The sequence below is a fragment of the Pandoraea norimbergensis genome (genome assembly GCF_001465545.3).
Lineage (GTDB): Bacteria > Pseudomonadota > Gammaproteobacteria > Burkholderiales > Burkholderiaceae > Pandoraea > Pandoraea norimbergensis.
Genome location: NZ_CP013480.3, coordinates 1,808,953 through 1,835,070, shown reverse-complemented (window position 1 = coordinate 1,835,070; position 26,118 = coordinate 1,808,953). Strand labels below are relative to the sequence as shown.

The window sequence follows — 26,118 nt, the reverse complement described above, 5'->3', positions numbered from 1 at the left end:
ACGTGCCGGGTGCAGACCGGCGCGAGAGATTGCAATGCTTTCGATTCTAGTCGGCGTGGCGATCAGGCGCCGGACAAAAATGTCCTGAAAAGTGGTTTTCCTGTCATTTGAGACATTGGCAATCGAGACCACACTGAAGTCATTGGCCAGCGTCACGTATCAACACCACCAAGGCAGTCAATACGACCCACGCGGCCAACGCAATTGGTTCACCACTCATCTACCTAGGAAATTCATCATGTCTCACGCCACAGTCAACACCACAGCCACCCCCTCACGCGCACCGGGCACCGCCCTCGTGACCGGCGCGTCCTCCGGCATCGGCGCAATCTATGCCGATCGCCTTGCCCGTCGCGGTCACGATCTGATTCTCGTGGCCCGCAACACCAACCGTCTGCGCGACGTCGCGCAACGCATTCAGGCAGAGACCGGCCGCCACGTCGACATCCTCAGCGCAGATCTCGGCACCCGCGAAGGACAGGCCCGGGTGGAAGCCCGTCTGCGCGAAGACGCCCGCATCGACACGCTGGTCAACAACGCCGGCTTCGGTGCCGTAGCACCGCTGCTGCAAGCCGACGTCGAACAGATGAACACGATGATCGACGTCAACGTGACCGCTCTCACCCGGCTCACGTATGCCGCCGTACCGGGATTTGTCGCGCGCGGGCACGGCACGATCATCAACATTGCGTCGATCGTTGCCATCGCGCCCGAGTTGCTGAATGGCGTCTACGGCGCAAGCAAAGCCTTCGTGCTCACGCTGTCGCAATCGCTGCATCACGAGTTGGCGGATAAGGGCGTGCGCGTGCAGGCAGTTCTGCCCGGCGCTACGGTGACGGAATTCTGGGATGTGGCGGGCAAGCCGCACGGCGAGTTGCCGCAGGAATGGCTGATGTCGTCGCAAGACTTGGTCGACGCCGCGCTGGCCGGGCTCGATCAGGGGGAAATCGTCACCATTCCCCCGTTGCAGGACGGTGCCGAGTGGACCGCCCACGAAGCCTCGCGCCGTTTGCTCTCGCAGCACCTCGGTCACGGCACACCGGGTGCACGCTATGGCGTGAAACGCGCCGCACTGGCTACGGCATAAGACCCGGCATAAGCACCACTCAACCCGCCTCGATCAACTCGGCCGACGACTCGCGCAGGCATGCGGCAAAGAGTTGCGCGGCGGGCGTGGTGGTGTCTTCGCGCCAGTACAGAATTGCCTCGCCCAAGGGGGCCAGCGGGGGCAGCGGCAACACGCGCATGCTGCCCCGCTGCACATAACGACGGGCGAGCGAGAGCGGCAGGATCGAGACAAAGTCGCCGCCGCGCAGCAACGACAGATTCAACGCCAGCGAACTCGATTCGATGGCCGGATGGTGCAGCGTCACGCCGTGCTCGGCCAGCATTTCGACCATCGTGGCGAAGGCAGGCGAGCCGCGCATCGGGGTGATCCAGCGCACGTCGTGCAGGTCGTCCCAACTGACTACCGTATCGGGGCCGCCCAACGCGTGGCGGGCGCCCACCACAAACACGAACGGCTCGTGATGCAGCGACTCGTGGCGCATGACCGGCAAATGCCCGGTCACGCGATTGCGCCCCAGCGCGAGGTCGAGATTGCCCTCGTCCATCATCTTGAGCAGCCGGTCGAGCGTGGCTTCGACAAACGAAAACGATGCCGTCGGCGCACGCCGCGTGAACAACTCCACGGCGTGGGCGATAAGCGGTTGCGGAATCGTCACCACAGCACCGAAGCGCACGTGGCCTGCCGTCCCCGCCGTCAGCGCGCTCACATCGCGCCGCGCGAGTTCGATCTGCCGCAGTATTTCGGTGCCCCGCTCTACCAGTACGCGCCCGATGCCCGTGAGCTCAACCGCATTACCCACCCGCTGCACGACCGGTGCGCCCAGCGCCTCTTCCACTTCGGCAATCTGCTTGGAGATGGCTGGCTGCGTCACGTGGAATGCGGCAGCCACCCGCGTCACCTGACGCAACTCGCCCAACGTCACCAGAATGCGCAGATGGCCGAGCTTCAGCCCACTCCGAAAGAAGCGTTCGATGGTGTTATCGGTCGTTGCCACAGCGGATGCCTCGCGAGATCGGTGAGCGCCGCCTCTTGGCGGCAAAGAATGGTTCAGGCGCCGACATCATAACCAAACGGTAATGCCACAGGGTGAAAGTGTGATTTGCGGCGAGCCTGTGCCTGACATTACCCTTTGAGCGAGCAGCGCTGTCGTGCAGGGCGTTTTAAGGCATTCGGCGGACATCTCCCGCTTCCCGGGAGCTTCCGCGATGTCGAACAAACCACCTCACCTCGCATAACCTGATGCGCGAGCGCCACGCTGCCAGATAACTCGACGTGCCCTACGGCACGCGTCCACGGAGACAACACCCATGAGCACGTCCCTGAGCGGCGGCGCAAGCCTCGCCGTCGACCCGGTGCAACGCGATGCGTTGTATCGCAAGCTGACCTGGCACATCATCCCGTTCCTCTTTCTCGCCTTCATCGTCGCCTACATCGACCGCGTGAACGTGAGCTTCGCCAAGCTGGAAATGCTCGCCGACCTGTCGCTGTCCGAGACGGTCTATGGCGCGGGCGCCGGTGTGTTTTTCCTCGGGTATTTCATTTTTGAAGTGCCCAGCAATCTGATCCTGCATCGCGTGGGCGCGCGGATGTGGATCGCCCGCATCATGGTCACGTGGTCGATCATCTCGTGCCTGACCATGTTCACGCAGGGGCCGGTGTCGTTCTACGTGCTGCGCTTCCTGCTCGGTGTGGCCGAAGCCGGCTTCTTCCCCGGCATCGTGCTGTATCTGTCGAAGTGGTTCCCGTCGAGCAAGCGCTCGCAGATCATCGCGCTGTTCATGGTGGCCATCCCCGTGTCGGGTGCCATTGGCGGCCCGCTGTCCGGGTGGATCATGCAGCACTTCGGCGGCGTGCACGCGCTGGCCGGCTGGCAGTGGCTGTTTCTGATCGAAGGGCTCGCCTCGCTCGTGGTCGGCATTGCCGCGTTCTTCGTGCTGCAAGACCGCATCGAAACCGTGAAGTGGCTCTCCGCCGAAGAGAAGCGTCTGCTCGCCGCCGACCTCGCCGCCGATGACCGCACGCGCGCGCATCACAGCGTGCGGCAAGTCTTCGGCAGCGGCAAAGTGTGGATGCTCGGCCTGCTGTACTTCTGCATCGCCATGGGCAACTACGGGCTGGTGTTCTGGCTGCCGACGATGATTCGCGCGGCGGGTGTCGCCAATCTCGGCAATATCGGGCTGCTCTCGGCGGTGCCCTCGCTGATCAGCGCGGTCGCGATGATTCTGGTCGCACGTCATGCGGACCGCCGCAACGAGCGCCGCCTTCACGTCGCCATTTGCTGCCTGCTTGGCGCGGCGGGCATGCTCGCGTCGGTGCTGCTGGCACAACATCTCTGGTGGTCGATGGCGGCACTCGTCGTGGCCGCCATCGGCATCAACTCCATCGCGCCGGTGTTCTGGGGCATTCCCACGGCGATGATGGGGGGCGCAGGCGCTGCTGCCGCCATCGCCCTGATCAACTCGACCGGCAATCTCGCGGGCTTCGTCAGCCCGTATGTCATCGGTTTTCTCAAAGACAGTACCGGCCAGTTGCTGCCGGGCATGATCGTGCTGGCGTGCGCGTTGGTGGCCGGTGCCATCCTCGTGATGACGCTCAAGCCGCAACGGAGTCACGCATGAGTTTTCCCGTTTGTCTCGTCACCGGTGCCGCCACCGGCATCGGTGCCGCTACCGCGCTGCGCTTCGCCCGTGACGGCTGGGCCGTGGCCATCAACAACTTCGACGACAGCACGCGAGATGCCGCCGAGACCGTGGCCGCACAATGCCGCGACGCGGGCGCACAGGCACTCGTGGTCGATGCCGATGTGGCCGACGACGGCGCCTGCCGCCGTATGGTGGCGCGTGTCGCCGAGCAGTGGGGGCGTCTCGATACGCTCGTCAACAGCGCAGGCACCACGCGCGTGATTGCGCACAGCGATCTCGAAGCGATCGACGCCGAGGAGTTCGAGCGGATTTATCGCGTGAACCTCATCGGCATGTTCCAGATGACACGCGCCGCGACGCCGTTGCTGCGCGAGAGTGCGGCGGCGGGCCGGTCGAGCACTGTCATCAACATCTCGTCGCTGGCGTCGCTCAATGGCACGGGGTCGTCGATTGCCTATGCGGCGTCGAAGGGTGCGGTCAATTCGCTGACGTTGTCGCTGGCGCGCAATCTCGCGCCGCAAGTCCGCGTGAACGCCATTGCCCCCGGCATGGTCGACGACGGTCTGCTGCGCCGCGTGCTGGGCGACGAGGCGTATGGGCGCGTGGTCGATAGCATGCGCGAGAACGCGCCGCTCAAGCGCGTATCGCAACCGGCGGAAATCGCCGAGTTGGCGTGGTTCCTCGCCGCCCATGCCCCGGCCATGACCGGGCAGGTGCTCGCGATCGAAAACGGCCTGCTGCTCAATACCTGAGCCTGAGCACGACGGCGCCCCAGCCCCCACAGAACAACAGGATTCCCCATGACTGATCTGCACAAACACCGTTCGCGCACGGTCACCGAAGGCATTACGCGCACACCGCACCGCGCTTTTCTGCGCGCCACCGGCCTTGACGACGAGGCCATCGACAAGCCGTTTGTCGCCATTGTCGACACGTTCGGCGAGAACACGCCCTGCTCCATGTCGCTCGGCCAGATCTCCGACAACGTGCGGCTTGGCGTCGCGGCAGGCGGCGGTGTACCGATTCGCGGGTCTGCGATCTCAGTCTCCGACGGCACCTCGATGAACCATTCCGGCATGCGCTTCTCGCTGGTCTCGCGCGAGACCATTGCCGACAGCGTGGAGTTGTTCGTGCGCGCGCACTGCTACGACGCGCTCGTGGGCGTGGCCGGTTGCGACAAGACGCTGCCGGGCATTCTGATGGGCATGGTGCGAGTGAACGTGCCCGGCGTCTTCCTCTTTGGCGGCGCCATGCTGCCGGGCGTCGCGCCGGACGGCACGCAGGCCACCATTCTCACCGCCATCGAAGCGGTGGGTGCGGCGCAGCGTGGCGATATGTCGCTCGATACTCTGCGCGGCATCGAAAAGCGCTGCACGCCGACTGCCGGGTCGTGTCCGGGCCAGTTCACGGCGAACACCATGGCGATGGTTGCGGAAGTGCTGGGGCTTGCGCCGCTGGGCTCGGCGATGGTGCCAGCCGTGTACAGCGAGCGCATCGCCATCGCCCGCCGCGCGGGCGAAAACGTGATGCGCGCGCTGCGCAATGGCGGCCCCATGCCGCGTGATCTGGTCACGCGCAAGAGCCTCGAAAACGCCTGTGCCGCCGTGGCGGCCACCGGCGGCTCGACCAACGCGATGCTGCATATCCCCGCTATCGCACACGAGGCGGGGATTTCGTTCACGCTCGACGATGTCTCCGAAGTGCTGGCGCGCACGCCGCTCATCGGCGACATGCAGCCGGGCGGGCGCTATCTGGCCGTTGATTTGCATCATGTGGGCGGCGTGCCGGCCGTGCTGAACGCGCTGCTCGCTGGCGGCCACATTCACGGCGACACGCTCACGCAAAGCGGCGAAACGCTCGAAGCCGCACTGCGTGCGTTCCCCGGCCCCGATGGGCGCGTGGTGAAACCGCATACGGAACCGCTCTCACCCAATGCGGGACTGGTCGTGCTGCGCGGCAATCTCGCGCCGGACGGCGCCGCACTCAAGACCGCCGGGCTCAAGCAGTTGGTGTTCTCGGGCACGGCGCGCGTTTTCGAAACGGAAGAAGACTGCATGGCGGTGGTCGCGGCGGGCACCTATCGCGAAGGCGACGTGCTGGTAATTCGCAACGAGGGGCCGAAGGGCGGCCCCGGCATGCGCGAGATGCTCAGCGTGACGGCGGCCATCTACGGGCAAGGCATGGGTGAAAAGGTGGCGTTGCTCACCGATGGCCGGTTCTCAGGGGCCACGCGAGGCATGTGCATCGGCTATGTCGGTCCGGAGGCAGCCGCTGGCGGGCCGATCCGGCTGCTGCGCGATGGCGACCGCATCCACATCGACGCGATCAAGGGTAAGCTCGACGTCGAACTCTCCGACGACGAACTCGCCGCCCGCGCGGCCAGCACCAAGCCATTCGTGCGCGGCCGCCTCGGCGGCGTGCTCGAGAAGTACGAGGCGCTGGTGCGTCCCGCCAAGCTCGGTGCGGTCACGCACTCGGGCGCCGTGGACTGGCCCTACGAAGCGTCGATCGGGGAGACACCCACCAACGCCAAGGAATAACGCATGGAATCGAAGCATCCGAAGCCTCCCCTACGAGTCGGGTTCTGCGGCATCGGCCGCATGGGCGAGCCGATGGTGCAACGGCTGCTGGCCGCCGGGCACGACGTCGCCGTCTGGAACCGGTCCGCCGCCAAACTGACCGCACTGACCACGGCGGGCGCGCGCGCCTGCGACACCCCGCAGGCGCTCGGCGGGCAGGTCGACATTGCCCTGCTGTGTCTGGGCGATGGCAAGGCGGTAGAAGACGTGGTGTTTGGCGAGCACGGACTCGTGCACGCAACCAAGCCCCCGCGCTATCTCGTTGATCACTCCACGCTGTCGCCGGCGCTCACGCGTTCGTTGGCGGCGCGCTGGACAGAAGCAACGGGTCACGTCTGGATCGACGCCCCGGTCTCCGGCGGCACGGGGGGTGCCGAGGCTGGCACATTGGCGGTGATGGCCGGCGGCGCGGCAGAGGCCGTGGACGCCGTGATGCCGACGTTGCGGGCGTTCTCGGCACGGGTGACGCGCATGGGCGACGTGGGTGCGGGGCAAACCACCAAGCTCGCCAATCAGGCCATCGTTGCCACCACGCTAGCCGGGCTCGCCGAAGCGTTCGTGCTCGCCAAGCGCAACGGCATCGATACGGGCGCAGTGCCGTCAGCCCTGTTTGGCGGCTGGGCCGACTCGGTGTTGATGCAAACGCTCTGGCCGCGCATGGTCACGCCGCCCGATCACGCGACCGGCACGGTCCGGGTCATACTCAAAGACCTCGATGCGATTGCCGAACTGGCAGACACGAGTGCGACCGTGCAACGGGTGATTCCCGAAGTGCGCCGCCTGCTGCAAGACGCCGCCGATCGCGGCATGGCCGATGCCGATCTCTCACAGATTTTTCGAATCGGAGAGGAAGAGAGTGAGGCAGAGAGTGAAGCAGAGAATCCAGTGAAAAGCCAACGCGGGAATTGATAAAAAAGAACCGCCGCGCTGATTCGGATGACGTCGAATCAGCGCGGCGGTTCGGTGTTATTGCGCAGTGATATTGCTTAGTGATGAAGCTTAATGATGGAGCTTAATGATGCGGCTCAATGCTGCGGCATCACCGGCTTACTTCGCTTCCACGTTGGCAAAGTATTGACGGCCGAACGGGCTGACCTGATAGCCCGTCACACCCGCGCGCGTAATCACGGCCGCGTTCGGATGAGCCAGCGGAATCCACAGCGCATCGTCCTTGATCACCTTCTGTGCGGCCTGATACTTGACCGTACGGGCGGCGATATCGTGCGTGCGCTTGCCGTCCGCAATCAGCTTGTCCAGATTGCTGTCGCAGAAACGTGCGAAGTTCGTGCCTGACGTCACTGCGGCGCAGCTAAATTGCGGCGTCAGGAAGTTGTCCGGATCGCCGTTGTCGCCCGACCAGCCCATGAACAGCAGGTCGTGCTCGCCAGCCTTGCCGCGACGAATCAACTCACCCCACTCCACCGTACGAATCTGCGCGCGCACCCCGATCTTCGCCAGATCGGCCTGCAACATCTCGGCGCCCACCTTCGGGTTCGGGTTGAGCAGACTGCCGCTCGGACGCGTCCAGATCGTCGTATCGAAACCGTTCGGGAACCCCGCATCGGCCAGCAGCTTCTTCGCCTTCTCGATGCTGTGCGGATAGTCGGCGACGTTCTTCGCATAGCTCCACGTATTCGGCGGATACACGTTCACCGCCGGTGTCGCCGTGCCTTCGAAGACCTGTTTCACATAGCTCGGCTTGTCGAACGCCATGTTCAATGCCTGACGCACGCGCTTGTCGTCGAGCGGCTTGTGCTGCGTGTTGATCGCGACGAAGGCCGTCATGAACGCGGGCGTTTCCACCACTTTCAGCGCCTTGTCGCTGCGGGCCGCTTGCACATCGAGCGGCTTCGGCGAAAGGGCAATCTGGCATTCGCCGACCTTCACCTTCTGCGCACGCACGGCGGCGTCCGGCACGATGGTGTAGATCAACTGGTCCGAGGCCGGCTTGCCCGCGAAGTACGCCTTGTTCGCGTCGAAACGCACGATGGCGTCTTTCTGATAGCTACGGAAAACGAACGGCCCCGTGCCGATCGGGCGGGCATTCAGATCATCCGTCTTGTTGGTCGCGACCAGTTTGTCCGCGTATTCGGCCGAATAGATCGAAGCAAAGCCCATCGACAGCATCGACAGGAACGTGGCATCGGGTTCCGACAGCGTGAAGCGCACCGTGTCGGCATCGACCTTCTGCACCGACTTGATGAGCTTGGGCAGCGACAGCGATTGCGCGTGCGGGAAACCCGACGGCGTGAGCTTGTGCCACGGCGCGTCGGGGTTGAGCATGCGGTCGAACGTGAACACCACGTCGTCGGCGTTGAGCGCACGCGTCGGCTTGAAATCCGCGTTGCTATGGAACGCGACGTTCGGGCGCAGCGTGAACGTGTAGGTCAGACCATCGGGGCTCACTTCCCACTTCGTTGCGAGACTCGGCACCACTTTGGCCTGTGCGGCGTCGAATTCGACGAGGCGGTTGAACACCGTATCGGCCGACGCGTTGGTCGTGGTGAGCGAGTTGTATCGCACCACGTCGAAGCCTTCAGGGCTGGCTTCAGTACAGACCGTGAGGGCTTTGGCGTGCGCCGCGAGCGGAATCAGCGGCAGGGAAAGAACCGTTAGGACAGCAGCGAGAGTATGGCGATAGCGACGGCGCATGAGCTTCTTCTCCAGGAAGTCGATGACGGGATGGCACAACAACGGGGCAGAATAGCGCAAATTCCCCGGGCCTGCCGATGCCGCCCTCGCCTCCGCTACCGCCACTGCGTTTCACCACGCCCACCGGCCCACCGGCTCACCGTCAAAGGATGAAGCCGACGGTCATCGCTCAGTTCTGCCAACCAAAGCCACGCATGCGATGCACGATCGTGTCGCGTGCGGCCACCACCGTCAGACGCGAGCCGACGGAAATATCGTAGAGATAGCGGGTGCGCCCCGCATAGGGCACGCTCACGTAGGGGTGCGCGAGCAGCGGCACGTTGGCCCCCGAGGCGAGCGACTCACCCTCGCCTGCCAGCCGTGCCAGACACAGACGATGAGCGGCGTCGCGCGCCACGGCGAAGGGGTCTTGCGCAGCCAGCGCCTCGCTGTCGTCGGCAATCTCCGCGACCGCGCCGACGGGAGCATGCGCGGCGAGAGCGAGTGGCCCATGACCAAGCGCGACAAACAGCCAGAGACCTGCGTGCGCCATGTCGATCCATACCTTGCCGTGCGGGCTGTCGCATTCGAAGGAGGAAACACCGGGCGTCGCCGCCGGGACGGGGGCAGCGGCGGGCGCACAGCGAAACCAGCGGCCGAAGATCCAGCGCAGCGCGATGCGTTCCGACATGAAGCGATGCCGCATTTGGGTACGCGGCAGGCGGCGGGCCAGTGCGTGTTCGGCGGGCGACAGCCACGTCGCGCCGTCATCCGGTCCGCCGACAGCGGCCCCCGTAGCACCAAATGGACGGCCGGCGAGCAAAAAACGCCAGAGCCAGAGTTCGTCGCTTTCACATTGCGGCGATTGCCTATTGGCGGGGCCGACTTCCCCGTCGATTGCGTCGCTACTGGCGAGAGCACGGTGGCGGGCACCGCCGGACACCTTGCGCGCACCTTGTCCGAACTGGCCAAGCGGCACGTAGGTCAGCGCAGGAGAAGGAATCGACAACACGCGAGGCGTGAGATCGACAGTACGTTTCAACATGAGCATTTGCGACCTCCACGGGCGAGGTCTCCGATGACGGTCAGAGAGGCGTCACGTCATCGTCGGCCATTCATTAGGTTGATTCTGAAAAATGGTAATGAGAATCATTATCAAATGATAGCACGTGAGTGCACGCGATGCAGGGCACAAAACCCTCAAAAACAATAGGAAACGCCCTAGATAGACGTCATGCCCCGATGGGGCATGCGGTGCTGGGATGGCGGGATGGCGGGAACTGGGACTACAGCGCCCAGGGGACAGTGCCCCCGGGCCGCTTAGGCGCTGACGATCAGGCGCTCGCTGGCAGCGGTGGCCGATAGCCGAGCGCGTGACTGGCGGCGAGTGCTTCGCGGCGAACCGCTTCCCCGATGGGGCTATCGAGGCGCGGGTCGAACCCGCCGGTGGCGCCCAGTGCCGTGATCACGCCCACGAGGCGGCCATCGTAGTTGAAGACGGGCGCGGCCAGCGCGCTGATGCCGGTCAGGTTCGTATCGCGAACACTGGCCCCTTGGGCCGCGCGCACCGATTGGCGAAGCGTGCCGATCGGATCGACCGGATCGAGTTGCGCCCGATGTTCCGGCGTGGCGTTGGCGAGTTCGGCCTCGGCCATCGCCAGCACCTGTGGATCGTCCAGCAGACCGAGGAACACGCGTCCGGCGGCCGACCAGAGGACCGACATCACCGAGCCGATGCGCACGTTGATGGTCACGGGCAGCCCGGGTTCTTCGAAGCGCACGATCGTCGGGCCCTTGTTCCCCATCACCGCGATGAAGCACGTGACTTCGAACGACTCGCGCAGCCGCACCAATGCCGGTTCCGCCGCGCGCACCGGATCGGCCTGCCGCATGGCGGCCACACCGATCAGCATCGCTTCGAGGCCCAGATGGTAATGCTGAGAATCCGTGTCCTGCGCGACGAGCCCCTCCTCCACCAGACTCATCAGATACCGGTGCACCTTCGCCGGACTTTGCTGAACATACTGCGCCAGCACCGTGAGGCTCGCGCGCCCGCCCAGTCTGGCGAGGCCCTTGAGCACCACCATACCGGTCTCGGCGGATTGCACGCGTTGGCGCCGGCCGCGCTCGCGCGGAGCGTCGCTGTCGGCGCCCGCAGCACCGGAAGCAGCGGAAAGCGTGGCCGCGCTACGCGGTCGGCCAGCGGTGGGTCGTTTGTTTGTTGTCATCGGCGAGATTCTATGACGCAATGCCGCGTCGTCCGACGTCATGAGACGTAGAGGTTAACCCCAGTCTACTTATTTACGCAATGCGTATTATATTTACGCTTAACAGATTTACAGAATGCGAACGTCCGTCTGCTGACGAAAAGGTGACGTAAGAGAACGTATCGCATCGAGCTGAGGAGACGTCCCCGCCTTGCGCGAGTGCCGTAGGTACCGTAATGACGATGATGGCTAAGCCGTGTGTCATGTGGGCCGAACCGGCGACGCTCCTCTACACTTGTTTGATTGCGTGTGACGTCGCAGGCCGTAAGTTGGCGACGCCGCACCGGACCCAGAGAGCGTGACCGGATGAGCCAAAGCACTTCCCCCAATACCGAAGCTAACGAAGCCGCGCGCGCCGCTGGCTGCCCGTTCCATCAGGCACCCGCGACCACTGCCTCGCCTGCTGCGTCTGTCGCGCCAAACGGCTGCCCCATCAGTGCCCGCGCCGCCGAGTTCGATCCGTTCGAAGACGGCTATCAGCAGGACCCGCCCGAGTACGTGCGCTGGGCGCGCGATCAGGAGCCGGTGTTTTACAGCCCCAAACTCGGCTACTGGGTGGTCACGCGCTACGACGATATCAAGGCCATCTTTCGCGACAACCTGACGTTCAGCCCGTCGATTGCGCTGGAGAAGATCACGCCGACTGGCGCCGAAGCGAACGCCGTGCTCGCATCGTACGGTTTCGCGCTCAACCGCACCCTCGTGAACGAAGACGAACCCGCGCACATGCCGCGCCGTCGCGTGCTGATGGAGCCGTTCACGCCGGAGCATCTCAAGCATCACGAACCGCTCGTGCGCCAACTGGCCCGTGAGTACGTCGATCGCTTCATCGACGATGGCCGCGCCGACCTCGTCGACCAGATGCTGTGGGAAGTGCCGCTGACCGTCGCCCTGCACTTTCTCGGCGTGCCCGAAGAAGACATGGACAAGCTGCGCGAGTATTCCATCGCGCACACCGTCAACACGTGGGGACGCCCGAAGCCCGAAGAACAGGTCGCCGTCGCGCATGCCGTCGGTAACTTCTGGCAACTCGCGGGCAAGATTCTCGACAAGATGCGCCAGCAGCCGGACGGCCCGGGCTGGATGCAATACGGTATTCGCAAGCAGAAGGATTACCCCGAAGTCGTCACCGACTCGTACCTGCATTCCATGATGATGGCGGGCATCGTCGCCGCCCACGAAACCACGGCCAACGCCACCGCCAACGCGATGAAGCTGCTGTTGCAGCATCCGGACGTCTGGCGCGAAATCTGCGAAGACCCGTCGCTGATTCCCAATGCGGTGGAAGAATGTCTGCGCCACAACGGCTCCGTGGCCGCGTGGCGCCGTCTGGCCACCAAGGACGTCACCATCGGCGGCATCGAGATCGCGGCAGGCTCCAAGCTGCTTATCGTCACGTCGTCGGCCAATCACGACGAAGGCCACTTTGCCGACGCCGACCTGTTCGACATTCGCCGCGAGAACGCGAGCGATCAGCTCACCTTCGGCTACGGTTCGCACCAGTGCATGGGCAAGAACCTTGCGCGTATGGAAATGCAGATCTTCCTCGAAGAGTTCACCCGCCGTCTGCCGCATATGAAGCTGTCTGAACAGCAGTTCTCGTACGTGCCGAACACGTCGTTCCGTGGCCCGGAGCACGTGTGGGTCGAATGGAATCCGGCGATGAACCCGGAGCGCGCCGACCCGGCCGTGCTGACGAACCACTCGCCGGTGCGCATTGGCGAGCCGTCGGGCCATAGCGTGACGCGTCCGGTCGTGGTCGAGTCCGTAACGCCCGTTGCCGAAGGCATCGTGAAGCTCCGTCTGGTCGCCCCCGACGGGCGAGCCATGCCACGCTGGGCACCGGGGTCGCACATCGATATCGAGTGCGGCGATACGGGCCTGTCGCGTCAATACTCGCTGTGCGGTGACCCGGCTGACGCCGGTGCGTTCGAGATCGCCGTACTGCACGAGCCGGAAGGCCGTGGCGGTTCGAACTGGGTGCACACCCGGCTGCAAACCGGCGACCGTCTGCGCCTTCGCGGCCCGCGCAATCACTTCCGTCTGGATGAAACGACGCCGCGCGCGATTTTCGTTGCCGGCGGCATTGGCGTGACACCGATCGCCGCGATGGCCCGTCGTGCGAAGGCACTGGGCATCGATTACGAGATTCACTACAGCGGCCGCAGCCGCCGCACCATGGCGCTCATCGACGAGCTTCAGGCTCAGCACGGTGAACGTCTGCATCTGTGGGTGAAGGACGAAGGCCAGCGCGCCGAGTACGGGCAGTTGCTCGCGACACCGCGCGCCGACACGCAGGTCTATGCCTGCGGCCCGGTGCGCATGCTCGACGGTCTGGCAGAGTGCTGCGCGCATTGGCCTGAAGATACGCTGCGCGTCGAGCACTTCCAGTCGCAACTGGGCACGCTCGATCCGGAGAAGGAACACGCGTTCGAAGTCACGCTGAAGGATTCGGGCATTACGGTGATGGTGCCGGCCGACCAGACGCTGCTGACTGCACTGCGCGCCGCGAATATCGATGTGCAGAGCGATTGCGAAGAAGGCTTGTGCGGCTCGTGCGAAGTGCAGGTGCTTGACGGTGACGTCGATCACCGCGACGTGGTGCTCACCCGCGCAGAGCGCGATGCGAACACGAAGATGATGTCGTGCTGCTCGCGCGCCTGCGGGAAGAAGCTGGTGCTGGCGCTGTAACAGAGACAACGCAGGTCTCGGGCACGCCCGGCGGCATTATTGCTGGGCGCGCTGCGACATCGGCACTGGAACTGAGGAGGGGGCCGGGGCCGGGCCCGAGGTCAACGCAGGGGCCGGGGCGGGTGCCAGACTTTCTGTGTGCGCCTTAGCGCCGGGCTTCGGCAAGTATCGGCGCACCATCGAGGCAATGATCCAGACGCCCAGCAACAAGCCGATCACCGTGAAAAAGCTCGCGCCGCGTATCAAGTTGACCGCGCATTCCATGGCATCCAGTCGGCAGACCCTGCCCGGCGAGACCAGCAGCACCAGAAAGAGCGGCAACGCCACCAGCAGCACCATACAGATTCGCACCCAGAAATCGGCGCGCTCACGGGTGCCACACAAGTCCGTGAGCACCCTGCCAAGCACTGGACCCAGGTACCGGGTGACCAGCAACCCGCTTGTCATGGGAATCACCAGAGATAAGGCGAAGAAAAGCATCGATTGCATTTCACACCTCCTACAGTAATTTCTGTATAAACAGAAATATTGAAGTAAAAAAATGCGGACGACCCTCTGATGTTTCGCCCGCCGGTCTACCTGCCTCTCTGCTTTACGACTTCTTGCGCCGCACCGTGCGGCTGATCTTTGCGCCCACGCCCAGCGTCTTCATCAATGTCTCGGGCTTGAGCCGCAGCATCTCGTCCGACCACGTCGTGAGTGTTTCGAGAAAGTCCAGCGTATCGCGCATTCGCTGCTCGGTTTCGCGGCTTTCTGCCGACATCTCGGGGCTCATCAGCGTGTCGCGCAACATCGTCAACGTGGGATCGATCTCGCGCTGACGCCGCCCTTCCACGATCAGCTTGAACAACTCCCAGATGTCGGTCGATGTCTCGAAGTGTTCCCGGCGGTCGCCCAGCACGTGCACCGTGCGTACGAGCCGCCACGACTGAAGCTCCTTGATGCTCGTGCTCACGTTGGAGCGCGCCACCTGAAGTGTGTCGGTGATTTCGTCCGCAGGGACAGGCCGCCCGGCCAGATAAAGCAGCGCATGAATCTGCGCCACCGTCCGGTTGACGCCCCAGCGCGACCCCATCTCGCCCCAGTGCAGAATGAATCGTTCAGTGATCGGTGTGAGTTCCATGGACTCAAATCTAGACATTACGGAAATTTCTGTCAAGACAGAAATTTCACCTTGACGCCCCCATCATTGCGACGTAATTTCGTTAATGACAGAAACAAATGAAACGGGAGTGTTTGCGATGGACACCACGGCACTGACGGTGTATTTCGATGGCAACTGTCCGATCTGCGTGAGGGAAATCAGACAACTGCGCGCCAGAGATCGGGCAGACAGATTGGCGTTCGTGGATATTTCCGCGCCGGCATTCGACCCCGCACCGCTCGGCGTGAGTCTGTCCGCACTCAATGCGCAGATGCATGCGTGGGACGCCGAGGGGGAGTGTCTGATCGGCATCGATGCCATCTTCGCCGCCTACACGCTGACCGGACGCGGCTGGCTGGTGGCACCGTTGCGTGTACCTGCGCTGCGGTCTGCGGCGCGCGTGCTCTACCGCCTGTTTGCGCGCAACCGCCTTCGTGTCTCCCAGTGGCTCGGGGTACGCGCAGCGCCCGATTGCGTGGACGGCACCTGCGCTACCAAGGCCTACGGCGACCCGCGCCGCAAACCCTGAGCCGTAAGCGTTGGCGGCTTCATTTCACGATGACTCGCCGTCACGCCGCCGCGCGTTTGCCCGGCAACATCAGCAACATCGACACCAATGCCAGCAGCGCGAAGCCGCACATGACCGTCGCAAGCGGTCGCGGCGAGCCGTCGTTGAGCACGCCGAGCATCGCCCCCGCAGCGAAACCGAAGCCGTATTGCACACTGCCGACCAGCGCCGCCGCCGCGCCCGCGCGTGTCGGATGATTCGCCATCGCGCCGGCCACCGAATTCGCGGTAATGATGCCGCGCAGCGACATGAACAGGAACAACAGCGCCACCATCAACGGCAGGATCGCGATGCCCAGCCAAGCTGTCGCGCACAGCACCGACGTCACCACCGCGCAGCCGATGATGCCGGCCCGCATCAGACGATAAGACCCGATCTGCCCGACGCGGCGCGAGTTGAACATCGTCATCGAGGCCATGCCGACGATGTTGATGCCGAACAGCACGCCAAAGAATTGCGGCGACACGTGGAAGTACTCCATGTACACCAGCGGCGTGCCGGTGATGTACGTGAACGACGCGCCGAACACCGCACCGCCCGCCACCATGTAGCCGACAAAATGCTTGTCGCGCAGCAAATGCCAGTACGACATGACGATGGCACGCGGGCCACCCACCGTGCGCGCATGCACCGCGCCGGTTTCCGGCAAGCGCCACAATGCCAGCATGGCCACCACGCCAAACGCCGCAAGAATCCCGAAGATCACCCGCCACGTCGTAAAGCGCAGCAACTGGCCGCCCAGCAGCGGCGCCACGATCGGGGCCACGCTCATCACCAGCAACATGATCGAAAACGCGCGGGCGCTGTTTCGCGCGCCGTACACGTCGCGCACGATCGCTTGCGCAATGACCGGCATCGCGCAGCCGCCGAGCGCCTGCACGAAACGCCACATCATCATGTGATCGATGGTGTCGGAGAATGCGCAGCCCACGCTGCCGAAGATATAGAGCGCGATGCCCGCAGCCATCGGCCAGCGCCGCCCGAAGCGATCCGCCAGCGGCCCCCAGAGCAGTTGTCCGAACGCAAACCCCAGAAAGAAATACGAGAGCGTGAGCTGCGCAGCCGCCGCACTCGCACCAAGCTCGTGGCGCATCGTCACCAGCCCCGGCAGATACATATCCGTCGACGCCGGGGCAATCATCATGAACAGGCCAAGAATGCCCAGCAAAACACGCTCGGTCGGCAAGGCGGGAGAGAGTTCGGACGTCTGTGTCATTTTCGTTTTAGTTATCACGTGCTGATAGCGTGCTCGAGATGCCGTGCAAAAAGCACAACGCCCGCCATGATACCGCTGGCGGGCGTTGAACCACGTTACCTTGCGCTCAATTTCAGGCGCTCGGACACGGCAGAAAAACCATCACAACATTAGCTCGCCGTCGCAGCGCGCATCTTGCCGCCGTCGCCGCGTTGCATGCGGGCAATCGCCAGCACGCCGATGAGCGAGACGCAGGCCGGCACGGCTGCCGCCAGGAACAGCGACGACGACGACCATTGCAGGTGCATCAGCGCGCCGCCGAGCACCGGGCCCAGCACCGAGCCGATACGGCCAACGCCGAGGCTCCAGCCGATACCGGTCGAGCGCAGCGATGTCGGGTAGTACGTCGCGGCCAAGGCGTTGAGCGCCGGCTGACCGCCGATGATCGAGAAGCCCGCGAAGAAGATCGCCGCGAACACCGCCACCATCGACACCATCACCGCCGGATTGCCGATCGCTGCCGTCGCCGCAATCGCGATCAGGAACGTGACGGCCAGCACACTCGTGAAGCCCACGCGATCAATCACACGGCCCAGCAGCAACGTGCCGATCACACCGCCCGTCCACAACGCCGTGCCCGCCATGACCGCCACCTGCGTCGAATAACCGGCGTCGCGAATCACCGTCGGCAGCCAGTTCGACAGGAAGTACATGTCGAGCAGGTTGGCAAAGTTGATGACCCACAGCAGCAGCGTCATGCGCGCGCGGCCATCCTTGAACAACTCGATGAACGGCACGCCCTTGGCCTTCTGCTCGTCGAGCACAAAGCGGGCATCAGCCGGCAGGTTCGCCGACGGTGCCACGCGCTGCAATTGCTTGCGAATGCGCGCCGCGTCGCTCTTCTTGAACATCAGAAACTGAATCGACTCCGGCAGCGAGGCCCACATCAGGAAGCCCAGCACCAGCGGAATCGCGCCGCCGATGAAGAACACCGCGCGCCAGCCCAGACTCGGGATGATCGCCGCCGTGATCAGGCCGCCGACCACGCCACCGAGCGTAAAGCCGCACGACACCATCATCATCAGTGAGACGCGAATGCGGCGCGGGCTGTATTCGCCTGCCAGCGCCATCGCATTCGGCATGATGCAGCCCAGACCCAGGCCCGCCGCAAAACGCCAGACGACCAGTTCGGTAATCGAATTGGCAAAGCCCGTGACGATCATGCACACGGCAAAGAACAGCGTGGCGCCGATCAGCACCGGACGGCGGCCCAGCTTGTCAGCCAGCGCCGAGAACGTGAGCGAGCCCACCAGCATGCCGAACAGCCCCGCGCCAAACACCGGCGAAAGCGTTTCCTTCGCGATACCCCACTCGCGAATCACCACCGGGGCTACGTAACCCATCGCCTGCACGTCGAAACCATCGACCACCAGACACATGGCGCACAACGCAATCACCCACCACTGATAGCCACCCAGACGGCTTTCGTCGATCAACGCGCCGACATTCACTTCTGCTGCTTTCATCCTGTCTCCAAACGTTCTTGTCACTGCGCCCCGGTCGATACGCCGGCGGGTGTTGTCTCTGCCGTGCGCCGGGCACCTCGCCGCGCCGGTAGGCGAGCGAAGCATTTCATGCGTCGGGTCGAAGGACGGGCACGGCAAATCCTCACACGCATGAAATTACGCTTTGCGGAAGTTTATATCGCCGAACGTAATTCGATGCCTGGTGTTAACACTTAGATTCTCAAGGGAAATGGCGAACGGATTCGCCGGCGGGCAAGCCGCCGGGAATGCAGTGAAAGACGCTGAATCGGAAGGAAAAAGACGCGCTCAGCGCGCGACGAGATTGGGGCTGTCGGGATTGGCGTAACCGGAGATGAAGCTGCGGCGCGTACCGTCCGGCAAGTACACGGCGCGCTCTACCCGGCCGATGTCGGCACCATAGACGTGGATGCTGATCGACACGCAGTCATCGAAGGCGTTGCGCACTTGATGAATGTCGCCGAGGGAGGGGGAGACGGCTTCGACGGTGCCGGGCGACAGCCGGACGGGGTCACCGGCAGACACCAGTTGCCCGTTCGCGGAATGGATGAACGGCAGCGAATCTTCGGCGCCGCGCAGCATACCGATCAGTCCCCACACCGTGTGATCGTGCACGGGCGTCGACTGCCCCGGCCCCCAGACAAAACTCACCACACTGAAGCGGGCCTGCGGGTCGACGTAGAGCCGGTATTGCGTGTAACGCGCCGGGTCGGGCCGCGTGAATTCCTCAGGAAGCCACGTATCGTCGGCGACCAGTGCCGCCAGTGCGGCGCGCCCCTCGGCCACGATCGTGGGCTCATCGGGCTGACGATCGACCAACGCGGTCATGGCGGCGACGAACGTCTGCAAGGGCGCAAGCGCATCGGCGCGTTTGCCGGGCACCGCCGCGGATTCGCGGGAGATGGGCGCATCGGCAGCGTGATTGCCCCACTTTCTGGCGTTGGAAGACATCGGATACCTCTGCTCGAAGACGGTCGGTGGTAATGGTGATAGCGGTGGTAGCGGTGGCTACGCGCTGCCCGGACTTTGTGGTTTTTCTCCATCCGCGCCACGGGAAATGGCTCGGGTGACGCACCTGAGAGGTATATCAGGCGTGGAATTGCGGGTTTAGCGTCCCAAAAAGCGACGAATTGTCGCAGTTGTGGTTTTTCTACATATTTTTTCGTCGCAGGTTTACCCGTTCAGGGATTTCCCTGATATAGTTGCACCTGTCTCCTCCACCTCCTCCTGGTGGATTTCACGGCCAGCAACGCGCTGGCCGTTTTTTTTGCCTGTCGCTTTCGAACAGGTGCAACCCGCGCCACGTGATTCACAAGTGGTTAGCGCGTGCTTAATCGATCGTAATGCAAACGCAGTTCAATATCGTGGCGCTGGCCCACGGTGCTGCGATTTCCTGCGTTACACTCCTCGCCATGAAAATCGCTCCGCTCGCCGCTTTGCTCTGTGCCCTGCCGCTCGCCGGTTGCTACGTCGTGCAGTATCCGGGTGGCGCGCTGACGTTTTCGCAAGATCCCAATGCGCCGCAAGCGCTGCGTGCAGCGCCCGGTTCCGCCGGTGCTGTCACCGATGTTTCCACGGCACCCGTGCCGACGCCGAGTGTTTCGGCAGCGCCGGTGCAGGCGCAACCCGCCGCGGGCGTCAGCATGCCGCCTCCGCCACCGGGAAAATCTGCCCGTCAGGCATATCCGAATGGTTCACCGGTGCCGCCGGACTATCGACCGGGCAACGGCAGCGGTGCTGCGCCGCCTGCCTATCCGAATGGTTCACCGGTGCCGCCAGATTACCGGCCGTCGCCGCAGCGTGCACCCGTGTATCCGAACGGTTCGCCCGTGCCGCCTGATTACGTGCCGCCGCAGTCGTCGCAAGTACCGTCGAACGCACCGGTGTATACGACCTACCCCACTGCGTACCCCGCGTATTCGGCCTACCCGACCTACGCGACGTATCCGACTAACGCACCCTATCCCGCCTATGCGGCGTATCCGACGTATCCGGCGTATCCGGCGTATCCGGCGTTCCCGGACTATGCGCCGTTTTACCCGGGCTTCGCCCCGTCGCCATGGGTCAGCAACGTATCGCTCTCATTCTCGTGGGGACGTGGCTGGGGTGGCGGTTGGGGTGGCCACTGGGGGGGTGGCTGCTGCCGACGCTGGCGCTAAGTGCGCCAGCTGGCATTCACGGCTTTCAATGCGGTCAATGTGTGACCGGATGCTCACGAGCGACGCGATCTTCGATGCGTCGCTCGATGCGTTTACGGATTTGTTCGGCGGCCAGTGACGCATCACTGGCTTCAATGCTCGAATACTCGCATCGGCCAATGTAATTCCCGTCTGAGTAAGCATCGACGGCACCGTCAAAGCGGTCGTCGGCGCGCAGCGTGACCGCGCCCTCAAGGTCGAACGGCACACCGGGAGCCGTGTCGCTCACGTAATGCCAAGAAAAACGAAAAGATTTATCCATATGTCCCCCATCTGCAAATCGACAGCTGTGGCGTCACAAGACCAATGCTGCTTTTTTGGAGAATCCTAACATGCGAACAAATCATGGTGCATCACGGGAAAAAAAAGCGGCCCGCCAGATCGGCGAGCCGGATAGTCCGTGGAGGTCGGGGGCACATCAGGACCACGGTGGTTCCAATCTAGCGCCGAATGCGTGTCGTTATTCTCGGTAATTCGCCGGATATAACGAAAATAATCATTACCAATTTTTGCCGGCCAGTTCTCTCACCATCAGTGAGCCGCCACAAATAGTTCACAGAAACACTCGCACGAAAAACGCAATCTCGGCGCACAGGCAGATTTAAGCGACCGTCTGCGCATCGTCTGCCATCGCTTTCATAAGGGCTTCCGGCGATGGCAATTCATCGTCAGGAACGGCTTTCCCGAAAAGCCACCCCTGCCCCACTGCCTCGGGACAATGCGCGAGCATATAAACGGCCTGCGCGCGCGTTTCCACACCCTCGACGATCACGCCCACTTTCAGCAGTGCTGCCATCTTGCATATCTGATCGACAATTGCGCTGCCCACCGTATCGGCGCCAATCGCCTGCGTGAACATGCGATCGATCTTCAGCGCATCGACATGGAGTGTCGACAGGTAAGCCAAATTCGAAAAACCGGTGCCGAAGTCGTCAATATGAATTTGATAACCATCAGCGCGCAACCGGTCCAGCGCATCCCCCAGCCGCTTCATGCTGTCGGTGGAACGTTCCGTAATCTCTAGTGCAATTTGTGTCCGCGGCACGCGCAATGACGCCGCAATGTGATTCAGGAATGTGTGAAACGTCGTGTCCACGACATCTTCGGCGGCGAGATTAATGCTGATGTGAAATTCGGAATCGGCCAGCGCGCGCCCATGCATGTCGATCAGCGCCCGCCGCGCGACTTGCCGCGTCACTAGGCCAATGACACCACGCCGCTCGGCAATCGGAATAAACATTTCAGGTGATATCGGTTTGCCGGCGCTGTCGTTCAGGCGGGCGAGCGCCTCCACGCCGATCATCTTGCGATCCCGTAGCCGAACCAGTGGCTGATACACCACCGTGATGCCCCCGGTCTCGGCGGCGTGCTGCGTCACCCAATCCACCGACATCCGGTAGCGTTTGCGCGATCGCCATGACAAGCCCACTGCGCCGCCCAGCGCCGCGCCGATGCCGAACGCCATCGCCAGACCGATCGGGTTATGCAGAATGCTCGACGATGTGTAGACCGCCGACGCGCAGACATCCACCGCGTTCGAGCAAGTCGAGTAGTGACGCACTGGGCCGATTTCGAACCACCGTGATGTCACACCGAGTTCGACCTGACGTTGATCGTCGAACAGACCGGCACGCCAGAACTGAAACCGCTTGTCGTAGGTGGAGGCGATGGACGCAAACCCACGATCGGGGGTGCTGAGTCGCGGCGGCAGCACCGGAGAGCTGAACACCACGATGTCGCCCCAACCGACCGCATCGACCTGGACGCCGGGCGTGATGACGCCGGTGATGGTGTGCCAGAGCTTCACACCGTTAAGTGTTTCGTGGTCGGGGGGTGGCAGCGTGGGGTTCGTCGCGAGACGGCCGACCATGGCCGTACAAAGCAGCTTTGCGTCGTGGACTCGCCCGATATCGTGAAAATAGGGGCTGCGCATCGCCACGCGGCGCAGGCCGAGGATATCGTCGTCGGTACAGGGAACGTCGGTGTTCTGAGGGGCTTGAAACAGCGCATTACGGCGCGAGATCGAGGCGTCGTTCATGTAGCCCATGATGTCGCGCACGAACAAACGCAGGCGAAAATCGTCGACGCGCGTCTGAACCACTTGGGCGGCGACCAGCATGACGATCACGCCTGCGATGGCACCGACGAGGACAGGCAGCCAACGGGTAAGCCTTCGGAGAGTGCGCATGGCGGTGGGAGTCCCCATAGGGCCCCGGATCCCGACGGGGCATGGTCGAAGTGTAGCCTACCTGTTCCGCAGCCAGTTGCCGGTCGTCAAATACATCGGATTGCCACATGACTGGGGCGTGCGCCTGCGACAACAGGCGGGACAAATGGTAGGACGAAATGGGGTCGTCACTCGTGTAACGTGGGTTTCTGCTCAACAGCGCCCCCCCACTTCGCGATGACACTCAAATTTCGCAACCCGGCAAGCGGGGACGTCGTGGAGATCACGTACCGGTCATGCGTGGCGGCATTCTTTCTCGGACCGCTTTACCTGTTGGCGCACGGCTTTGGCTGGCATGCGCTCATCTGGGTCGTGCTCGCACTTGGCCCTGCGTTCGTCTGGGACGAATCAGCGCTGGTGATCTCGCTGCCCCTCACCTGCCTGCTTTACTCCCTGCTGATTCATCCCATGCTGGTGAACCAATTGCGCGTAAGGGGCTGGTTGCCGACGCGTGCAGATGCAGTTACTAGCCCGAGCCACCGTGGCTATGGCGACTATGCCGACAGTGGCAAATCGAGCAGCACGGGCCGCTCGCTCAATGGCATCGTGCTGGCGCCCACGCGGGTGATTGCCGCATCGCCCGCGATCAGCCCTGCGGCCGGTTCGCCCGGCGCACTTGCTGCCAACGAAATCACCAACGACATTGCCAACGAAGCGAAGCCCTCTGGCGATCAGGCCACCGGTGCCGCAATGCCATTGCCCTCACCGCCCGGCAACCCCGACGGCGACATCGCAATAAAGTGACCGAGTGCCGCTGAGCCGTGGGCGGCGCGAAACGCGAGGCTGATCGGCGCACGCGGCACCTCGCCCATCGCTGCGTCAATGGGCCAGAAGCCCATGCCGGGCGTACGAATCTGACTGACTGACGCGGGCACCAGCGACACCCCGAAGCCCGCCGCGACCATCGGCACGATCGACGTGATCTGCGGCGCCTCCTGCCCCAGCTTCGGCCGGAACCCGGCCGCCTCGCACGCCGCAATCGTGCGGTCATACAGCGCAGGACTGATCTCGCGCGGCAGCAGAATGAATTCATCCTGCGCCAGCGCCGCGAGCGGCACGCGCTCGCGTGCGCACATCGGATGCCCCAGCGGCAGCACCAGCACCATCGCCTCATCCACCACCGGCACGGTCACGATGCCCGGCGGCGCGTCGACAGGCGTACGCACGAACGCCGCATCCACCTCCTCGTTCACCAACGCGGCCAGCAGACTCGCCGTATTGCTTTGCTGCGGATGCAGTTGCACGTCCGGATAGCGCGCCCGGAAATCACGAATCCATGCCGGAATGCTCGGCTCGAAGTACGTCGCGCCCGCAAAGCCGATCCGGATATGGCCCGCATCGCCACGCGATATCTGCTGCATCTGCCGCTTCACCCGCTCGACGCGCTCGAGAATATGCCGCGCCTCCGGCAGAAACGCCTCCCCCAACTCCGTCAGCACCACGTCGCGCGGCAGCCGAATGAATAGCGGCCCGCCCAGTTCCTCTTCCAACTGCCGGATCTGAAGACTGAGCGGCGGCTGCTGAATGCCCACACGCGCCGCAGCCCGGGTGAAATGCCGCGCTTCGGCGACCGCAATGAAATATTGCAAATGCCGCAATTCCATACCCACTCCCGCGTCAGCCCAGCCCCATAAAGGGTGAACCCAATCAATATATAAAAAGTATCCAAACAGCACTTTCAATATATTGGAAATGTAGCCGAGGGGTCAATACACTTCGAGTCAAGCGTGACAGGTGTACCCACCGCCGTTGCGTCAAAGCGATCGATCGGCCGAGTTCAGCCTCAAGCGGCGGAATGCGGACCGGAGGATCGGATAAGAAAGAGACGAGGAGCCTCAAGATGTATGAAGACCGCATCCGCCTGGCGTCGCTACGCGACCGGGTGATGAGCGCCGACGATGCCGCCCGGCTGGTCGGTGACGGTATGGTGGTCGGCATGAGCGGGTTCACCCGCGCCGGTGACGCCAAGGACATGCCCATTGCGCTCGCCAAGCGTGCCAAAGCCCACCCGATGAAGCTCACGCTCATCACCGGTGCGTCGCTCGGCCACGATTCCGACAAGACCCTGACCGAAGCCGGTGTGCTGGCCAAGCGCCTGCCGTTTCAAGTCGACACCACACTGCGCAGCGCGATCAATCGCGGCGAAGTCATGTTTGTCGACCAGCATCTGTCCGAGACCGTCGAATTCCTGCGTGCCGGTCAGTTCGGCAAGCTGGACGTGGCCGTGATCGAAGCCGTGGCCATCACCGAAGACGGCAGCCTCGTGCCCAGCTCGTCGGTCGGCAACTCTGCGAGCTTCGCAATCCTCGCCGACAAGGTCATCGTAGAGATCAATCTCGCGCAGCCGCTCGCGTTCGAGGGTATGCACGACATCTGGATCCCCGGTCAGCGCCCGCATCGCTCACCGCTGCCGATTGTCGACGTGCGCGACCGTGTCGGCACGACCGCCGTGAAGATCGCCCCCGAGAAGATCGCCGCCATCGTCATTACCGACACGCCGGACAGCGCGTCCAACGCCCTGCCCGCCGATGCCGATACGCAGCGCATTGCCGGTCATCTCATCGAATTCTTCCAGCACGAAGTCTCGCGCGGGCGACTGCCCCGCACGCTGCCCGCGCTGCAATCGGGTATCGGCACCATTGCCAACGCCGTGCTCACGGGTTTCATCGATTCGCCGTTCGAGCAGTTGACGATGTACTCGGAAGTGCTCCAAGACTCCACATTCGAATTGATGGACGCGGGCAAGATGGACTTCGCGTCGGGGTCTTCGATCACCGTCTCGCAGGCCGTGCAGGATCGCGTGTTCGGCAATCTCGAACGCTATCGCGACAAGCTCGTGCTGCGCCCTCAGGAAGTGAGCAACCATCCGGAAGTCATTCGCCGTTTGGGACTGATTGCGCTCAATACCGCGCTCGAAGCCGATATCTACGGCAACGTGAACTCCACGCACGTGGGGGGCACGCACATGATGAACGGCATCGGGGGTTCGGGAGATTTTGCGCGCAACGCGCGCATGGCCATCTTCGCGACCAAGTCGGTGGCGAAGGACGGCAAGATTTCCAGCATCGTGCCGATGGTGCCGCACGTCGACCATAACGAGCACGACGTCGACATCATCGTGACGGAGCAAGGGCTCGCCGATCTGCGCACGCTCGCACCGCGCGAGCGCGTCAATCTGGTGATCGATCGCTGCGCCCACCCGTCGTATCGCGACGTACTGCGCGACTACTACCGCGACGCCCTGCGTTACGGCGGCCACACGCCGCATGCGCTGGAACGCGCCTTCGAGATGCACATCAACCTGCGCGATCGCGGGTCGATGCTCGCAGGCAAGTAAGCGCCGCCGATCACACGCACGCAAGA

General features: G+C 63.4%; 22 protein-coding genes. 10 read left to right on the top strand and 12 right to left on the bottom strand.

Annotated features, from left to right (window positions below):
- Nucleotides 1–238: 238 nt before the first annotated feature.
- Entirely contained in the window at nucleotides 239–1,087 is an 849-nt protein-coding gene (locus tag AT302_RS08210) for an SDR family NAD(P)-dependent oxidoreductase (RefSeq protein WP_058378015.1), read from the top strand.
- A gap of 19 nt (nucleotides 1,088–1,106) precedes the next feature.
- On the opposite strand, the gene AT302_RS08205 is transcribed toward AT302_RS08210, so the two are convergent.
- Entirely contained in the window at nucleotides 1,107–2,063 is a 957-nt protein-coding gene (locus AT302_RS08205; protein ID WP_157125724.1) for a LysR family transcriptional regulator, read from the bottom strand.
- 313 nt (nucleotides 2,064–2,376) lie between these two features.
- On the opposite strand from AT302_RS08205, the gene AT302_RS08200 reads away from it, so the two are divergent.
- The 4 genes from AT302_RS08200 to AT302_RS08185 are packed head-to-tail and all read left to right on the top strand — an operon-like array spanning nucleotide 2,377 to nucleotide 7,199.
- A complete protein-coding gene (locus tag AT302_RS08200) occupies nucleotides 2,377–3,687 on the top strand; it encodes an MFS transporter (protein WP_058378013.1) in 1,311 nt (436 codons plus the stop codon).
- Nucleotides 3,684–4,463, top strand: a complete 780-nt coding sequence (locus AT302_RS08195) for an SDR family NAD(P)-dependent oxidoreductase (protein ID WP_058378012.1) — start codon at nucleotides 3,684–3,686, stop codon at nucleotides 4,461–4,463. Before AT302_RS08200 ends, AT302_RS08195 begins: the two co-directional genes overlap by 4 nt.
- Before the next feature lie 48 nt (nucleotides 4,464–4,511).
- A complete protein-coding gene (gene ilvD / locus AT302_RS08190; RefSeq protein WP_058378011.1) occupies nucleotides 4,512–6,251 on the top strand; it encodes a dihydroxy-acid dehydratase in 1,740 nt (579 codons plus the stop codon).
- Nucleotides 6,252–6,254: 3 nt separating this feature from the next.
- Nucleotides 6,255–7,199 (top strand): NAD(P)-dependent oxidoreductase, encoded by a 945-nt coding sequence (locus tag AT302_RS08185; protein WP_058378010.1) that lies wholly within the window; start codon nucleotides 6,255–6,257, stop codon nucleotides 7,197–7,199.
- A 138-nt stretch (nucleotides 7,200–7,337) separates the two neighbouring features.
- Here the strand turns inward: AT302_RS08185 and AT302_RS08180 are convergent, their stop codons facing one another.
- The 3 genes from AT302_RS08180 to AT302_RS08170 form a co-directional block, all read right to left on the bottom strand.
- Entirely contained in the window at nucleotides 7,338–8,942 is a 1,605-nt protein-coding gene (locus tag AT302_RS08180; RefSeq protein ID WP_058378009.1) for an ABC transporter substrate-binding protein, read from the bottom strand.
- Nucleotides 8,943–9,111: 169 nt separating this feature from the next.
- A complete protein-coding gene (locus AT302_RS08175) occupies nucleotides 9,112–9,966 on the bottom strand; it encodes a 4'-phosphopantetheinyl transferase family protein (RefSeq protein ID WP_157125723.1) in 855 nt (284 codons plus the stop codon).
- A 289-nt stretch (nucleotides 9,967–10,255) separates the two neighbouring features.
- A complete protein-coding gene (locus AT302_RS08170; RefSeq protein ID WP_084656551.1) occupies nucleotides 10,256–11,149 on the bottom strand; it encodes an IclR family transcriptional regulator in 894 nt (297 codons plus the stop codon).
- A gap of 345 nt (nucleotides 11,150–11,494) precedes the next feature.
- On the opposite strand from AT302_RS08170, the gene AT302_RS08165 reads away from it, so the two are divergent.
- Nucleotides 11,495–13,879 (top strand): cytochrome P450/oxidoreductase, encoded by a 2,385-nt coding sequence (locus tag AT302_RS08165; protein WP_058378007.1) that lies wholly within the window; start codon nucleotides 11,495–11,497, stop codon nucleotides 13,877–13,879.
- 36 nt (nucleotides 13,880–13,915) lie between these two features.
- Here AT302_RS08165 and AT302_RS08160 read toward each other — a convergent pair whose 3' ends face one another.
- Both AT302_RS08160 and AT302_RS08155 read right to left on the bottom strand, forming a co-directional pair.
- Complete coding sequence (locus AT302_RS08160) at nucleotides 13,916–14,368, bottom strand: hypothetical protein (protein WP_058378006.1); 453 nt, start codon at nucleotides 14,366–14,368, stop codon at nucleotides 13,916–13,918.
- A 103-nt stretch (nucleotides 14,369–14,471) separates the two neighbouring features.
- Nucleotides 14,472–15,002: a GbsR/MarR family transcriptional regulator gene (locus tag AT302_RS08155; protein ID WP_058378005.1), complete on the bottom strand. Its 531-nt coding sequence runs from the start codon at nucleotides 15,000–15,002 to the stop codon at nucleotides 14,472–14,474.
- 118 nt (nucleotides 15,003–15,120) lie between these two features.
- Between AT302_RS08155 and AT302_RS08150 the strand changes: the two genes are divergently transcribed.
- Nucleotides 15,121–15,552 (top strand): thiol-disulfide oxidoreductase DCC family protein, encoded by a 432-nt coding sequence (locus tag AT302_RS08150; protein WP_058378004.1) that lies wholly within the window; start codon nucleotides 15,121–15,123, stop codon nucleotides 15,550–15,552.
- A 40-nt stretch (nucleotides 15,553–15,592) separates the two neighbouring features.
- Here the strand turns inward: AT302_RS08150 and AT302_RS08145 are convergent, their stop codons facing one another.
- From AT302_RS08145 to AT302_RS08135, 3 genes are all read right to left on the bottom strand, one after another.
- Nucleotides 15,593–16,807 carry a multidrug effflux MFS transporter gene (locus AT302_RS08145; protein WP_058378003.1) on the bottom strand — a complete coding sequence of 405 codons (1,215 nt, stop codon included), beginning with the start codon at nucleotides 16,805–16,807 and terminating at the stop codon, nucleotides 15,593–15,595.
- A 149-nt stretch (nucleotides 16,808–16,956) separates the two neighbouring features.
- On the bottom strand, nucleotides 16,957–18,312 hold the full coding sequence (locus tag AT302_RS08140; protein ID WP_058378002.1) for an MFS transporter: 1,356 nt from the start codon (nucleotides 18,310–18,312) through the stop codon (nucleotides 16,957–16,959).
- Nucleotides 18,313–18,618: 306 nt separating this feature from the next.
- A complete protein-coding gene (locus AT302_RS08135) occupies nucleotides 18,619–19,158 on the bottom strand; it encodes a cysteine dioxygenase family protein (RefSeq protein ID WP_237172167.1) in 540 nt (179 codons plus the stop codon).
- 584 nt (nucleotides 19,159–19,742) lie between these two features.
- Here AT302_RS08135 and AT302_RS08130 point away from each other — a divergent pair.
- Entirely contained in the window at nucleotides 19,743–20,489 is a 747-nt protein-coding gene (locus tag AT302_RS08130) for a hypothetical protein (RefSeq protein WP_157125722.1), read from the top strand.
- A 34-nt stretch (nucleotides 20,490–20,523) separates the two neighbouring features.
- Here the strand turns inward: AT302_RS08130 and AT302_RS08125 are convergent, their stop codons facing one another.
- Nucleotides 20,524–20,790, bottom strand: a complete 267-nt coding sequence (locus tag AT302_RS08125) for a hypothetical protein (protein ID WP_058377999.1) — start codon at nucleotides 20,788–20,790, stop codon at nucleotides 20,524–20,526.
- Between the two features lie 339 nt (nucleotides 20,791–21,129).
- Complete coding sequence (locus AT302_RS08120; RefSeq protein WP_167365786.1) at nucleotides 21,130–22,716, bottom strand: EAL domain-containing protein; 1,587 nt, start codon at nucleotides 22,714–22,716, stop codon at nucleotides 21,130–21,132.
- A gap of 216 nt (nucleotides 22,717–22,932) precedes the next feature.
- Here AT302_RS08120 and AT302_RS08115 point away from each other — a divergent pair, with 216 nt between their 5' ends.
- Complete coding sequence (locus tag AT302_RS08115; RefSeq protein WP_157125721.1) at nucleotides 22,933–23,499, top strand: hypothetical protein; 567 nt, start codon at nucleotides 22,933–22,935, stop codon at nucleotides 23,497–23,499.
- On the opposite strand, the gene AT302_RS08110 is transcribed toward AT302_RS08115, so the two are convergent.
- Entirely contained in the window at nucleotides 23,427–24,359 is a 933-nt protein-coding gene (locus AT302_RS08110) for a LysR family transcriptional regulator (RefSeq protein WP_058377996.1), read from the bottom strand. The genes AT302_RS08115 and AT302_RS08110 overlap by 73 nt on opposite strands.
- Nucleotides 24,360–24,595: 236 nt before the next feature.
- Here AT302_RS08110 and AT302_RS08105 point away from each other — a divergent pair, with 236 nt between their 5' ends.
- Nucleotides 24,596–26,092, top strand: a complete 1,497-nt coding sequence (locus tag AT302_RS08105) for an acetyl-CoA hydrolase/transferase family protein (RefSeq protein ID WP_058377995.1) — start codon at nucleotides 24,596–24,598, stop codon at nucleotides 26,090–26,092.
- Nucleotides 26,093–26,118: the final 26 nt, after the last annotated feature.